The 13,780-nt window shown below is 67.8% G+C and carries 10 protein-coding genes; 3 read left to right on the forward strand and 7 right to left on the reverse strand.

Annotated elements, in window-relative coordinates:
- Positions 1 to 132: 132 nt before the first annotated feature.
- Positions 133 to 2,997: a penicillin acylase family protein gene (locus ABD301_RS16720; RefSeq protein WP_344311213.1), complete on the reverse strand. Its 2,865-nt coding sequence runs from the start codon at positions 2,995 to 2,997 to the stop codon at positions 133 to 135.
- A 277-nt stretch (positions 2,998 to 3,274) separates the two neighbouring features.
- Here ABD301_RS16720 and ABD301_RS16725 point away from each other — a divergent pair, with 277 nt between their 5' ends.
- Positions 3,275 to 4,345, forward strand: a complete 1,071-nt coding sequence (locus ABD301_RS16725; RefSeq protein ID WP_344311214.1) for a glycoside hydrolase family 25 protein — start codon at positions 3,275 to 3,277, stop codon at positions 4,343 to 4,345.
- Here ABD301_RS16725 and ABD301_RS16730 read toward each other — a convergent pair.
- The 6 genes from ABD301_RS16730 to dxr all read right to left on the reverse strand — a co-directional run bounded on the left by ABD301_RS16730 (position 4,342) and on the right by dxr (position 12,020).
- Positions 4,342 to 5,874, reverse strand: a complete 1,533-nt coding sequence (locus ABD301_RS16730) for a fused MFS/spermidine synthase (RefSeq protein WP_344311215.1) — start codon at positions 5,872 to 5,874, stop codon at positions 4,342 to 4,344. The two genes, ABD301_RS16725 and ABD301_RS16730, sit on opposite strands and share 4 nt — an antisense overlap.
- A gap of 93 nt (positions 5,875 to 5,967) precedes the next feature.
- Positions 5,968 to 6,804, reverse strand: coding sequence for an RpnC/YadD family protein (locus ABD301_RS16735; RefSeq protein ID WP_344311216.1), 837 nt, complete (start codon positions 6,802 to 6,804; stop codon positions 5,968 to 5,970).
- A 650-nt stretch (positions 6,805 to 7,454) separates the two neighbouring features.
- Positions 7,455 to 8,297, reverse strand: a complete 843-nt coding sequence (locus ABD301_RS16740) for a GNAT family N-acetyltransferase (protein ID WP_344311217.1) — start codon at positions 8,295 to 8,297, stop codon at positions 7,455 to 7,457.
- A 23-nt stretch (positions 8,298 to 8,320) separates the two neighbouring features.
- Positions 8,321 to 9,484: a flavodoxin-dependent (E)-4-hydroxy-3-methylbut-2-enyl-diphosphate synthase gene (ispG, locus tag ABD301_RS16745; protein WP_344311218.1), complete on the reverse strand. Its 1,164-nt coding sequence runs from the start codon at positions 9,482 to 9,484 to the stop codon at positions 8,321 to 8,323.
- Between the two features lie 12 nt (positions 9,485 to 9,496).
- Positions 9,497 to 10,768 carry a M50 family metallopeptidase gene (locus tag ABD301_RS16750; protein WP_344311219.1) on the reverse strand — a complete coding sequence of 424 codons (1,272 nt, stop codon included), beginning with the start codon at positions 10,766 to 10,768 and terminating at the stop codon, positions 9,497 to 9,499.
- 34 nt (positions 10,769 to 10,802) lie between these two features.
- Positions 10,803 to 12,020 carry a 1-deoxy-D-xylulose-5-phosphate reductoisomerase gene (gene dxr / locus ABD301_RS16755; RefSeq protein ID WP_344311326.1) on the reverse strand — a complete coding sequence of 406 codons (1,218 nt, stop codon included), beginning with the start codon at positions 12,018 to 12,020 and terminating at the stop codon, positions 10,803 to 10,805.
- Positions 12,021 to 12,334: 314 nt separating this feature from the next.
- On the opposite strand from dxr, the gene ABD301_RS16760 reads away from it, so the two are divergent.
- Together ABD301_RS16760 and ABD301_RS16765 are read left to right on the forward strand one after the other, a co-directional pair.
- Positions 12,335 to 13,309 (forward strand): trypsin-like serine peptidase, encoded by a 975-nt coding sequence (locus ABD301_RS16760; RefSeq protein ID WP_344311220.1) that lies wholly within the window; start codon positions 12,335 to 12,337, stop codon positions 13,307 to 13,309.
- 211 nt (positions 13,310 to 13,520) lie between these two features.
- Positions 13,521 to 13,748, forward strand: coding sequence for a DUF2631 domain-containing protein (locus tag ABD301_RS16765; protein ID WP_344311221.1), 228 nt, complete (start codon positions 13,521 to 13,523; stop codon positions 13,746 to 13,748).
- Positions 13,749 to 13,780 lie beyond the last annotated feature (32 nt).

Consider the following 13,780-nt stretch of genomic DNA (forward strand, 5'->3'; position numbering starts at 1 on the left):
CAGGGCGCGAACACCGATCCTTGTCCGTGCGTACGGCCAAAACTGGCCATCGACACTATTTCTCGAACTAATGTTCGAATTCCACAGACGAATGACCCGCGGCCGGAGCCGCGGGCATTCGAGCGTTCGTTACTAACCGCGACCAGACGGGAACTGCACCACCTGCTGGTAAGTGGGCCGGTTCTGCCAGCTGATCTTGCCGTCGGTGATGCCGCCCAGCGGGTGCTGGATGATCGTGTCGGCACACCACTGGTCGCCCGCCGAGCAGTCCGCGTCGGCCGCGTAGACCTGCGTCGCTGGCATCGCGGCAGCCTGTTTGAGGCTGCTGACCAGCGCTTGCTGGCAGCTCGCGAGGTTGCCGCCGCCGCAGTACGTGGTGCCGAGCTGGCTGGCTAGCGGGTGGCCGAGCACCTGGTGCAGGTCCGCGTTCACGTAACTCCACCAGCCGTTCTGGAACGACGAACCCTTGTGCGGCTGCGTGTCGTTCAGGCTGGAACCGCCACCGACATCGCCGTTTTGTTGCCCGGAGGGCGATTCGTTGATCGGCAGAGCGGACGCGAGGGCCTGGTAGAGAGAGTCGCCCATGCCGGCCGAGAATTCCGCCTTGACCAGCAGCGGCCACCAGGCGTCCAGGATCCGGATCGCGTCGGCGGAGGCGTACTGCTGGCTGCCGTAGCTGGTCTCCTGCCGCTTGCCACCAGCCTGCTGCCAGGCCCGCAGCTTGGCGACCGCGGCGCTCACGTCCGGATCGGTGATCGGCGCGCTGTCCAGCACCTGCAACAGCACCGGCAACACGTCCTCGGCGCGTAGGTCGGTCAGCGCCGCATCCTCCATCGCTTTCGCCAGCGACGCGCGGGAAACCTTCTGCCCGCTGGTCACCATCGCCTTGATTCGACTGTCCAGCAAATCGACCCGGTGCACCGAACCCTGGCCGTAGTCACTGGCCGCGAATCCGGCCGCCTGCTTGTTGTTCCAGCTGACGTAGTAATCCTGGTCGATCGACTGCGGGTGCTGGGAGGCCGGCGTGTACTGCGCGGTGTTCGTGGCTGGATTCCAGCCCTGCCACTGATAGGCGGCCTGCGCTTGGACGGGGAAATTGGGATCGACGTTCGCGGCTCGGAGCGGATTGGCTCCGGAGTTGAAATAAGCGGTGTGCTTGGAGTCGACGTAGAACCAGTTGAAGGTGAAGTTGATGTCCGCGGCCGCGCGCTGGAAAGCCTGCGGCGAGGTGATCACCGACGGGTCGTTGAATTCACCGAAGCCCAGGATGGAGTCCGCCTCGTGCATATAACTCGACCGCAGGCTGGTGAACGCCACGAACTGCCCGCCGACCTTGCCCCGATAGGAAACCAGGCCGTACTTCGTCCGATAGCGCACCAGGTCGTACGACCCGGCCGCGGTCGAGTCCGCTGTGTTCGGGGCCCACGCGTCGTGTACGGCGAGCCGCTCCATTGGCACGCATTGTCCGTTGTAGAGATAGGAAAGCGAGTTCTGGGTGACTGGCGCGCCAGTGGGCTCGCACAGCGTGACCGCGTACGAATCGGTCACATCCTGGCCCGCCGAGGTCGCGCTCCACGAGTAGTCCTGCCCGCGGCCGATCAGCACATAGAGGCTGATGCCGGCGAAGGCGATGCCACGAGCGCTGATACCAGGCCCCTGCAGCTCCTCGAGCATCAGCAGCTGTGGCGCGAAATAGCCAGTCTGTGGACCGAAAACGGCGACCGGGTTACCGGTGTCGGTGTACGGCCCGGAAACCACCATCGCGTTGGACATACTGTGCTTGACGCCCTGGGCGAACCCAGGACCGAAGACGCCGTCGTTGAAAATGCCTTTGACCGACGAAAGATCGCGTACGTTCGGCTTCTTTCCACTGGTTTGCTGCGCGGCTTTGGCCGGCGCCTTGGCCGTCTTGGCGTTGGTCGCCGAGCCGGTCGGGTTTTCCACCAGTCCCTGCGCGGTCACCGATCCCGGGTCCGGCATCGCCGTACCCACCGGGTGCGCCGGCGACTGGCCGTACGGGAACGACTGTCCATTGTGGACAGTCTGGACCGCGCTCGGGTCCTCGGCCATCCGCAGCGACTGCCAGATCGCATCGCCCTGCGCCACTCCGTAGCGGGCCTCAGCGGCCTCCTTCACCTGCGCCGAGGCGATCTCGTTTCCGCCGCCACTGCCGAACAACGCCCCGATGACCGCCGCGATCGCGATCAGGTCGGTCGGCTTGAACGGATCAATGCTGCCCGCATTGGTGATCGCGTTCATGTGGCCGGTCAGCACGTACTCACCGGGGAAGTTGCGGTTCGAGACGGCCTGCGTGATGTACGCGTTGACGCCGGCGACATAGTCGTTCACGTCCGCGAGCGCCTGCTGACCGCGCGACGACGAGCTGGCCAGCCGGTCGATCTGGGCCTGCAGGTCCTGCTCGGTGTAGGGCGCACCGGCCCACAGGCTCTGCTCGAACGACCGGTTCGACGGCGCCCCGCCGGCGAAGCCGGTCAGCGTCGCACGGCCGACATGGCGGAGCAGGTCCATCGTCCACAGCCGGTCAGCGGCACCGGCGTACCCGGCGCCGAACTCCGTCCCGGACCGGGTGGTGCCGGTGATGTGCGGTACGCCGGTGGCCTTGTCCCGGACGATCGTCACGTCGCTGCGCGGTGAGATCGTGCTGGCCACCTGGTCGGCCGGCACGCCGAAGGAGGAGTTGTCGAAGAAAGTGTTCAGCTGGCCGTTGGTGAGCCCGGTGTACTGACTGGCCAGTTTCGCGTACGGACCGAGCTGGTCATCGGTGTGCGCCGGCCGCGTCCCAATGGTCCGGTTGCCGAGAATGTCCAGCAGCGTCGCGTTGCCGTTCTCCCCCGGCGGCAGGATGTCGTTGCACTGCCCCTGGCAGTAGTCCGTCGCCGCCGCCGGTTTCGGCGGCGCGGCGCTGGCCGGTAACCCGGCCACCACGCAGGCGACGGCGAGCGCCGCAGTCATCAGGATCCGCAGTCGACCGAACATAACGTCAGCCCTCTCGCCGGCGTGGCGGTTACTTTGCGGTAACCCTGCCACTCACTGTGACACAAGACACACACGTGCGGAGTTTGTCACTCTTGCCCACGAAGGGTAGACAAAGCCCCCACTTGGTCGGCATGCGTGTCCAAGACGAAACGGCCCTTTTCCACTGATCATCTTCGCCAACCGAGAGCAGATCTGCCAAAACCCGAATATTTAGCGACGTTTCGGGGAAAATAACGGCAGGGCGCACTGACTCGTACGGGGGGCACTGGAGGCAACCGTGACCAGCGCGACGCCAGTCATCGACATCCACGGAGAGGTGATCCCGGCACCACCGCAGGTGCGGCCGCTCACGCCGGACCAGGATCGGCGCGTCGTCCAGCGAACCGACGCGGCACCGACCGTACGGCTCGGCGGTCGGCAGGGACGAGACGTGTCCAGTTATGACAGCAGTGTGGACTACCACGCGTACGACTTCGTCCTCAACAAGGTCACCGAGGGATCCGGCTACGTCTCCCCCGGCTGGCAGAACCGCAGGTCCGCGACCCGCGCCGCCGGCAAGGTCTACGGCGGCTACCACTTCGCCCGGCCCGGCGACGGCGCGCAGCAAGCCGACTTCTACCTGTCCCAGGCCGGCCTGCCGGCGGACGGCGACCTGCCGGTCTTCCTGGACTACGAGGTGTCCGGCCTCGGCGCCGGCTTCCGGGACGCCTTCTGCCGCCAGTACCAACACCGCGTCGGCGTCGCGCCGGGTCTATACACCGGCGAGTCGATGTGGTCCAGCGACCTCGGACGGGTGCGGGGCGCGGCGCGCTGGCTGTGGCTCGCGCATTACGGCGTCCAGGCTCCGACCTACACCTGTGACATCTGGCAGTGGCAGGGCGATCCGGACCTCGACACCGCTTACACCGACCTGCGGTCCATGACCGTCGGCAGCAACCGCGGCTCGTCGTCGATTTGGCATCCGATCTACAACGTCGACAACACCGTCTGGATCCAGGGTCGCGCACCCGTACTGGCGCTGGAAAAACGGCCGTACCCGTCGGCCACCCAACCGACCACAGTGGACATGCGCAAGGTGCCGGCGGACCGGTGCGCGAACGACCGGACCGGCATCACGCACGACTGGGCCGACTACGTCCACGACCTTTTCGCCGCTATTCCGTGGGATTCCCGCCCTGGCGCGACCTGGGCCGCGCATTTCGGAATAGTTCGCAACGGGTCGTACGGGAGCACGCATTTCTACGCGTTGCTGGAATGGGGACACCTGCACGGCGGCCTTCGTCCAGGCGGCGACAGCGGCGACTGGGCCCTGCTCTGGGGATCCCTTCAGGGCCAATACCACACCTAGAAATAACGGTACGTGGTGATTAACTGATCGACTGGGGCGCGGTCGTCGGTCAGTGGTCGCGCGTTGCCCACCAAGGCGGCGAGTTGGGCCGGACTGGCCACGCCACCAGGCTCGCCGCGGTGGGCGGCCGCGGCGAGCAGCGTGTCACGGTCCGGGATACGGTCGCCAGCGACGATGACGAAATTGCCGCCCTCCTTGCCCTCCAGCGCCGCCTTGGTCCCCATCACCGTGACAGCACCGAAAACAGACCGTACGGTAGCGATTTCCGCTGCCAACAAGGCAAGTGGCGGGAAGTCGATGACGTTGAGGACATACAAACCACCAGGGCGCAGCACTCGGCGAAGTTCGGCGGCGAACTCCTGGGTGGCCAGGTGCCACGGCACCGCGCTGGAACTGAACGCGTCGCCGATCACCAGGTCATAGCCAGCGGCCGGCTCGGAACGGATGCTGACACGGGCGTCGCCCACCCTGACCTGCAGGGCGTCGGACGTACGCAGCCCCAGCCGCTCCCGGCCGAGCCGCACGACCACCGGGTCGACTTCCAGCACTCGGCTGGTCGACCCGGGCCGGGTAGCGGTCAACCAACGCGGCATGGTGAAACCGCCACCACCGATATGCAGAGCCCGCACCGGCTTTCTCGCCGGCCACATCGCGTTGATGACATCGCCGTACCGCTGGGTGTAGGCAAATTTGAGATAGCCATAGTCTTCGGTGTCCACGTACGAATGTTCGGCATCGTCGAGCCACAGCGTCCGACCGCCGGGCCGGTCCGAATCGTCGGTGACACGGGCGCAGTAATACGCGGTTTCGTAGTCACACGGCACCGGCAGCGCGACCGCTCCACCCGTGGCGAGCACCAGCACCGCGACCATCCCGATCACGGTCCGCCGACCGGTGAGCCATCGCGAGCCCACCAACTGCCAGCCACCCAACGCGACCAGCACCGCGCCCGTACCGACCAGGATCGCCGACACCGGCAAGGTCGCCAGCAACACGTACCCGGTCAGGAACGTGCCGGCCAGCCCGCCGACCGTGCCGAAAGCGCTGAACCGACCCACCACGGTTCCGCTGTCGGCCAGCCGACGCAGCTGCGTTTTCACCACCACCGGACTGATCGCCGACAGCACCGCCACCGGAGCCGCCGCCGCGACACCGACCAGGATGATGCTGCCGGCCGGACCGCTGTCCCGCACCAGCGGACCAACGGCCAGCACAATCGGCTTGCTGGCCAACACCAACAGGCCACCGACGGCCAACAGCGGACCGATCAGCACCTTCGGCGGCAGGAAATCCGCCGCCCACCCACCCCGGTTCGCACCCAGCGCGATCGCCGCCAAGGTCACCGCGATCGAGGCCGTATACGTCTGGAATGTGTTGCCCACATAAGGAGCCGCCAGGCGTACGGACGTCAGCTCCAAAATCAGCACAGCGGCGGCAGACACCATCACCAACGTGATCGCCCACCACCGCACCATCACCGCCGGCCCCGGCTGCTCAGCCGTACCGCTGGCCACCTCTGTCACATCCATGCCCAGCATCCTGCCGGCCACCGGTCGTGACCCGTACGGCCGGGATGCGGCGACCCGCTCCCCGTCTGTCGGCGAGCGCGTCAGGCAGGACTGTCAGCCGGCGAAGACATCCAAACTCTCAGCACTATTAATCGCCGCCGTCGCCGCCTCAGCATCACCAGCGGCAAGCCGACGAGCAATCCCCTCAATCCGCGAATCAGGACCAAACCTCATACGCAACAAAATCGCAAAAATCCGGACCTCAGCATCAGCTGCGCCCTCGATCCTGCCTTCGCTGAAGGCTTCGCGCATGCGTGGGGAAGGCGGGAACTCCCGCAGGTCAAAAGGCATCCGAACCTCCTCAGCAATGGCCTTGATCACGTCAGGCGACAAGTGTACGCCCGCGAGGATCTCCGCCATCTCGGTCAACACCGGCGTCTCGGGGTCTCCGGACGACTGGATCCGTTCCAGCACGTCCCGGAACAGTTTCTGCCGCCCACCCCGCTCGGCCTTCGCCAACACGGCCAACGGAGCGGTGGCGACCCGTTCAAGTAGGCCCTCCGGATCGCATTCGCGAAGCAGATGAACCCGATAGCGATGGCTCAGGTCGTCTCGTACGAACTCTTCCGGCGGCCGTCCTCCGCCGAGAAGGACCACGTGCTGTTCGATCCGGCTGCGCGGGTGCCGCTGCCAGAGCCGAGCAAGATATTCCACCATCCGCGGCCCGATCGTGCTGTCCGCGTTGCGGAAGAACTCGATGTGCGCCAACCGTCCGCTGCCGACGCGGGCCAGCATGTCAACCCGCAGTGGACGGCCGCTCAAATCCTCCGGCTCGGCCATCTCACTCACCACGTCGATCCCCAGCCAGCGGCACAACTCCGCGCGCTGCGGCACGGTCAAGAGCTTGATGGCGTTGTCGTACACCGGGCCTGGACGTTTCTTGTCGCGCACCTGCCACCTCCGTTATCGAGGAAGCTAGTGAGCTGGTCCGACAGAAATCGCGAGCATTGATCTGAGGGCGGTGCGAGGCAGCCCTCGTTGACGAGATGGGGGGTACGGGGCTGGGGTCCCGGTTGAAAACGGCCGCCGGTACGGGACTGGGGCCTTGGTGAATAGCCGTGTCTGCGAGGGTGCGGTGCCTCGTCTACCAGCCATCGGAAAATCCCGCCCCGCCACCAAAGACCGGTGGCGGGGCGGGATTTTCCGATGGTTACTGCCGATGGCCCCCGATTTTTCTGGCGCCTTCGGCGCGGGCGCCGTCGACTACGGCTACGAGAGCCGGTCCTCAGACCCTGCAAAAACCGCAGGGTCTGAGGACCGACGCCCCTGCCGGAGGGGCGACAACATCGGCCTGGCGGCCGATGGCGCCGAACGGGGCTGGGAACCGTCGAAGTTGGCCGACTACGGGTTGAAGGTGCCGTCCCGCACGGAGTGGGGTGACGGGGGGCTGGGAAACGTCGAAGTTGGCCGACTATGGGCTGAAAGTGCCGTCCCGCACGAGGTGGGGTGACGGAGGGCCGGGAACTGTCGAGGTTGGCCGACTGTGGGTTGAAGGTGCGGTCCGCTGTGGGTGGCCAGCGAGGGTGGGGAATTCGGGAGACTCAGAAAAGGACGGAGGCGAAGGTGCCGACTTGGTGGAAGCCGCAGCGGGCGTAGACGCGGCGGGCGGCTTGGTTGTAGTCGTTGACGTAGAGGCTCACCACCGGGGCGACCCGGCGCAGAGCATGCGCGATGACGGCGGCCATGCCGGCGCTGGCGAGGCCTTCGCCGCGGTGGTCCGGGTGCACCCAGACACCCTGGACCTGGCAACAGTCGGGGGTGACCGCGCCGAGTTCGGCCTTGAAGATGACCGCACCGTTCTCCACTCGTACGTACATCCGGTGCCCGGCGACGGCGCCGGCGACCCGGCCGCGGTAGTGCGCGCCGCCGTCCCGGCCAAGCGGCGAGACGCCGACCTCCTCGTGGTACATGGCGACGCAGGCCGGCAGCACCAACGGCAGGTCGGCCGGCTCGGCCAGCCGAACCGCCGGGTCGGCTCGTACGGAGGCGAGCTCGCTGGTGGCCAACAGCGGCTGGCAGGACCGGACCTCCCGGGCCGGCCCCCAGTACGGCCGGAGCGCGTTCCAGAGTTCCAGCACGCCCTCGGCCTCGCCGAGCATGGACGAGCAGATCCGGCCCTGCATCAGGGCCCGGTCGGCGAAGGCCTTGATGTCGGCAGCGTCGGTGCCGACCGGTACGAGGTTGCCGCTGGACAGGCACACCGCGCGCAACTGCCGGCCGCGCCACGATCCCCACAGTTGGGCGCCGAGGTGTTGCTCCGCGAGCCCGGAGCCGGTGAGCTTGGCGGCCACCACGGCGCTCGCCACTGGGTCACGGTCGAGCAGGGACCGCGCCGCCGGCAAGTCGGTGCCGGTCAGCACGCTCGCGCGCTGCCTGGTCAGCATGGCAGCAATCTATCCCGACTCGCCTATTTCACCTCTACGACAGGCGCAAGGCCACGCAGCTCCTCGGGCAGGTCCTCACCCATCTCCTCGGCCAGCCGCAACGCCTCTTCGATCAGCGTCTCCACGATCTGCGACTCCGGCACGGTCTTGATGACCTTGCCTTTCACGAAAATCTGGCCCTTGCCGTTGCCGCTCGCGACACCCAGGTCGGCCTCGCGGGCCTCCCCCGGTCCGTTCACCACGCAGCCCATAACGGCCACCCGCAGTGGTACGGGCAGCCCCTCCAGGCCGGCGGTCACCTGCTCGGCGAGCGTGTAGACATCGACCTGTGCGCGGCCGCACGACGGGCAGGAGACGATCTCCAGGCCGCGCTCACGCAGTCCGAGCGACTCCAGGATCTGGTTGCCGACCTTGACTTCCTCGACCGGTGGCGCGGACAGCGAGACCCGGATGGTGTCGCCGATGCCCTCGGCCAGCAGCGCGCCGAACGCGACCGACGACTTGATGGTGCCCTGGAAGGTCGGGCCGGCCTCGGTCACCCCGAGGTGCAGCGGATAGTCGCACTGCGCGGCCAGCTGCCGGTACGCGTTGATCATCACCACCGGGTCGTGGTGCTTCACCGAGATCTTGATGTCCCGGAAGCCGTGCTCCTCGAACAGCGAGCACTCCCACAACGCTGACTCGACCAGCGCCTCGGCGGTGGCCCGGCCGTATTTGGCGAGGAGTCGCTTGTCCAGCGAGCCGGCGTTGACGCCGATCCGGATGGGGGTGCCGGCGGCGGAAGCGGCCTTCGCGATCTCGGCGACCTTGTCGTCGAACTGCTTGATGTTGCCCGGGTTCACCCGTACGGCGGCGCAGCCCGCGTCAATCGCGGCGAACACGTACTTCGGCTGGAAGTGGATGTCCGCGATCACCGGGATCTGCGACTTGCGCGCGATCGCCGGCAGGGCCGCCGCGTCGTCAGCGCTGGGCACGGCCACTCGGACGATCTGGCAGCCGGAAGCGGTGAGTTCGGCGATCTGCTGCAGGGTCGCGTTGATGTCGGAGGTGAGCGTGGTGGTCATCGACTGGACGCTGACCGGCGCGCCGCCGCCCACCAACACCCCGCCGACGTTGAGCTGACGGCTCACTCGACGCGGAGCCAGGGTCGGCGCCGGCGGCGCCGGCATCCCCAGGTCAATGGACACGGAAAATACCCCTCACTGGAAGATCTGGATGGGATTGACGATGTCGGCGGCCACGGTCAGCACACCGAACACGACGAGCACGAGAGCGACCGCGTACGTGAGCGGCAGCAGCTTGGCGTAGTCGACCGGCCCCGGATCGGGCCGGCCGCGGCGCAGCGCGAACCAGGACCGGGTGCGCTGGAACCACGCGACGATCACGTGGCCGCCGTCCATCGGCAGCAGCGGCACCAGGTTGAACACGCCGATGAAGACGTTGAGGCTGGCCAGGATGGTCAGGATCAGGAACCCGCCGGCCGGTCCCTGGTTCTCCAGGGACTCGCCGCCCAGTCGGCTGACGCCCACCACGCTGACCGGGCCGTTCACGTCCCGGTGACCGCCGACCAGCGAGCCGAGCAGGTTCGGGATCTTTTCCGGGACCTGGGCGATGGCGCCGAAGGTGCCGGCGAAGATGGTGCCGGTCAGCTGCGCGGCCTTGCCGGCGCCGTCGATCGGGCCGTAGTGGGTCGTACGGCTCAGGTCGGCGTAAAGGCCGATCACCGGGGTGCCGACCAGGGCCTTGGAGTTGGGGCTGGCGGTGAGCGGCCTGCGCTGCCCGGTCAGCAGCTTGACCGTGGTAATGATCGTCTTGCCATCACGTACGTACGTGAGTGGGACCGCCGTCTTGCCGTCCGCCGGCGACTTGCGCAGCGCCTGTTGGAAGGCCGCGTAGGTGGGCGTCTGGATGCTGTTGATCGACGTAACCCGGTCACCCGACTTCAGACCCGCGGCAGCGGCCGGCGAGGCCGGGTCACCGGCCTTGCAGGGCCGCGGGTTGCCGGTGCTGTCGGTCTCGTTGCCGAGCACTACGCACTTGGCCGGGTGGTCCACCACGGCCGCGGTCTGGGCGGGCGGAACTTGGATGGTGATGCCCCAGATGAGGATGGCGACCCACAGGAAGACGAACGCGAGGACGAAGTGCGTCAGCGACCCGGCCACCAGCACGACGGTCCGTTTCCAGGCTGGGAAGCGGATGAACGAGCGCGGCTTGTCCTTCTCGGACATCTCGTCCTCTTCCTCGGGCGTCATGCCGAGGATCTTGCAGAAGCCGCCGAACGGGAGAGCCTTGATGCCGTACTCGGTCTCCCCCTTCTGGAAAGACCACAGCGTCGGGCCGAACCCGAAGAAGAAGCGGGTGGCCTTCATGCCGAACATCTTCGCGGTGACCAGGTGGCCGGCCTCGTGGATGTATACCGAGACCAGGATGCCGATCGCTACCAGCACCACTCCCAGTGCGTATGCCCACATGCGTCGTCGGTCTCCGCTCGCTTCGTCGTCCCGGTCAGCCGCTGGCCGCCGGCGCGCCGGTCAGCTCGCGGGCGGTGTCCCGCGCCCACTGCTCGGCCGCTAGTACGTCATCGACATCAGTTGGCTCGGCGCTGCCCAGGGTGCCGCGCGGAGCCCGCTCAAGTATGGCCTCAACAGTGTCCACGATGCCGGTGAACGGCAGGCTGCCGGCGACGAAGGCGGCGACGCACTCCTCGTTCGCCGCGTTGAAGACCGCCGGCATCACGCCCCCAGCCTGCCCGGCCGCCACCGCCAGCGACACCGCTGGAAAGCGTACGGCGTCCAGCGGCTCGAACTCCCAGCTTTGTGGGCGGCTCCAGTCCAGCGGGGCGATCGCCGCCGGCACCCGGTCCGGCCAGCCCAGCGCCAGGCTGATCGCGAGGGTCATGTCCGGCGGGTTCGCCTGGGCGATCGTGGACCCGTCGGTGAACTCGACCATCGAGTGCACGATCGACTGGGGATGGACGACCACCTGGATCTGCCCGTACGGGAAGCCGAACAGCTCATGCGCCTCGATCACCTCGAGGCCCTTGTTGACCAGCGTGGCGCAGTTGATCGTGATGACCGGGCCCATGTCCCAGGTGGGGTGCGCGAGCGCCTGCTCGACGGTGACGCCGGCCAGCTCCTCGCGCGTACGGCCGCGAAACGGCCCGCCGCTGGCGGTGACCAGCAGCCGGGCGACCTCGTCCCGGCGGCCGCCGCGCAGGCACTGGGCCAGCGCCGAGTGCTCGGAGTCGACCGGCACGATCTGCCCTTCCTGGGCGATCTTGCGGACCAGCGGCCCGCCGGCGACCAGCGACTCCTTGTTGGCCAGCGCGAGCTGGCGGCCGGCGGCCAGCGCGGCGAGGGTGGGCCGCAGCCCGATCGAGCCGGTGATGGCGTTCAGGACCACGTCACACGGCCAGGCGGCCAGCTCGGTGGCCGCGTCCGGGCCGGCGAGGATCTTGGGCAGCTTGAACTGGCCGGCCGAGTAGCCGCGCTCTGAGGCGGTCTTGTAGAAGGCGAGCTGCAGGTCCTGGGTCATCGTCGCGCGGGCAACCGCGACAACGTCGACGCCAAGCTCCAGCGCCTGCGCGGCGAGCAGTTCCACGTTCGAGCCGCCGGCCGCGATGCCGACCACCCGGAACCGGTCCGGGTGGCGTCGCGCCAGCTCGATCGCCTGGGTGCCGATCGAACCGGTCGAGCCGAGCAGCACTACCTCGCGAGCGGTCACCGGACCATTCTCCCGCACGGCGGGACCCGATGCTGACACGCCCGGCGGCAGGGTCGCGTACGTCACCGGATTCGCCTCTCGTCAAGCGTTCTGGGGCGCCGGAAGGCGGACCTCATGGCCGCGTACGATAGCCGCCACTCGGATGCGCCAAACCTTAGGAAAACCATAAGTTTTGCCATAAACGCGCGTCAATATAGACATTTAGCATGAAATAGCCATAACTTATCCGCGCACCACCTGGCCGGGCGAACCGTCGTACGCCCAGCCACCGACCGCGACCTCGCCGGCGCGGCCTCCTACCCGGAAAGGCCAGCATGAGAACACTGTCCCGATCCCTGCTCGCGGTGGCCGCGGCCGGGGCCGTCGTCGCGGCGACCGTCCTGCTGGCGGGTCCGGCCGGAGCGATGGGGCGGCCACCCCTGGAGGCCGCGACCCAGTCCGGGGTGCCCGGGACCGTGGAGCTCGCGACGCTGACCGCCGACGCCGGCTACTGGACCGCGGACCGGATGCGGCACGCCCGCCCGGCCGACCAGCTGGCCACCCGCGCCTACCGGCAGGACCGCAAGGAAGGCCTGCTCGGCGGCCTCGGGGACATTACCGGCGTGCCGCTGCTGCGGCCCTCCACCAAGGCCGCGGTGGCCGGCCTCACACCGGTCGCGCACATCGGCAAGGTGTTCTTCACCCTCAGCGGGGTCGACTACGTCTGCTCCGGCAACGTGGTCACCAGCCACAACCGGGACGTGGTCGCGACCGCCGGGCACTGCGTGAACGCCGGTCCAGGTGCGTACGCGACGAACTGGACCTTCGTGCCCGCGTACGACAACGGTTCCGCGCCTTACGGCAAGTGGACGGCCCGCAAGCTGGTCACCACCAGCCAGTGGGCGAAGAACGGTGACATCAACTACGACACCGGCTTCGCGGTGCTGACCAGCCGCTACGGCCGGCACATCAGCGACGCGGTCGGCGCCTCCGGGGTCGGCTTCAGTCAGCCCAAGGCGCAGACGTACACGCTCTACGGCTATCCCGCGGGCAGCCCGTTCGACGGCGAGACGCTGCAGACATGCAACGGCAAGGCGTCCAGCGACAGCTATGGCAGCACCAGCGACCAGGGCGTGTCCTGCGACATGACCGGCGGCTCGTCCGGCGGCCCGTGGCTGCTCGGCGCCGGCTCGGGCGGCGCGCAGCAGTCGATCAACAGCTTCGGCTACGACTCGGTCGCCGACCGGATGTTCGGACCGTACTGGGGCAGCGCCATCCAGGGCGCATACACCTCAGCCGGCACGAGCTAAGACCGATTGTTGAGCCTGCCTCGTACGAACATCACGAGCAGCAGCGCCCCGAAGGCCAGAATCAGTCCGATCACCACGATCTTCGCCACCGCCGCACTGTAGCCCGATCCGGCTCCCCTGCGAGGCGGCACGGCGGCCGGTCGTGCCAAACTGCACCCAGATGCCGGCGTACGAGCCGACTGACCGCACGGTTCCAAGGAGGGCGTTGCACGTGGCGGATGAGGAGATGGTCACCTCCCCTGACCAGCACAAGCCCGGTCCCAAGCGAGCCGCGCGGGCCGGCCTGATCATCGTCGCGGTGGCGCTGCTGATGATGAACTTCGGCAACCACCGCGGCCACGTCGAGACACTCTGGCTGGTCGGCTGCGCGGCCGCCCTGGTCGTGGTGTTCCTGGTGGACTGGGCGCTGCGCAAGAACGGCCTCAAGCGCGACAACTAGTTCCGTACCGAAACGCCCCGCTCCCGCAAGCC

Source organism: Fodinicola feengrottensis (assembly GCF_039530045.1).
Classification (GTDB): Bacteria; Actinomycetota; Actinomycetes; order Mycobacteriales; family HKI-0501; genus Fodinicola; species Fodinicola feengrottensis.

Excerpts from the sequence above, each read along its gene's own strand:
- ABD301_RS16720 (WP_344311213.1), bottom strand. The coding sequence starts at position 2,997 with ATGTTCGGTCGACTGCGGATCCTGATGACTGCGGCGCTCGCCGTCGCC.
- ABD301_RS16730 (WP_344311215.1), bottom strand. The coding sequence starts at position 5,874 with ATGGATGTGACAGAGGTGGCCAGCGGTACGGCTGAGCAGCCGGGGCCG.
- ABD301_RS16740 (WP_344311217.1), bottom strand. The coding sequence starts at position 8,297 with ATGCTGACCAGGCAGCGCGCGAGCGTGCTGACCGGCACCGACTTGCCG.
- ABD301_RS16750 (WP_344311219.1), bottom strand. The coding sequence starts at position 10,768 with ATGTGGGCATACGCACTGGGAGTGGTGCTGGTAGCGATCGGCATCCTG.
- ABD301_RS16760 (WP_344311220.1), top strand. The coding sequence starts at position 12,335 with ATGAGAACACTGTCCCGATCCCTGCTCGCGGTGGCCGCGGCCGGGGCC.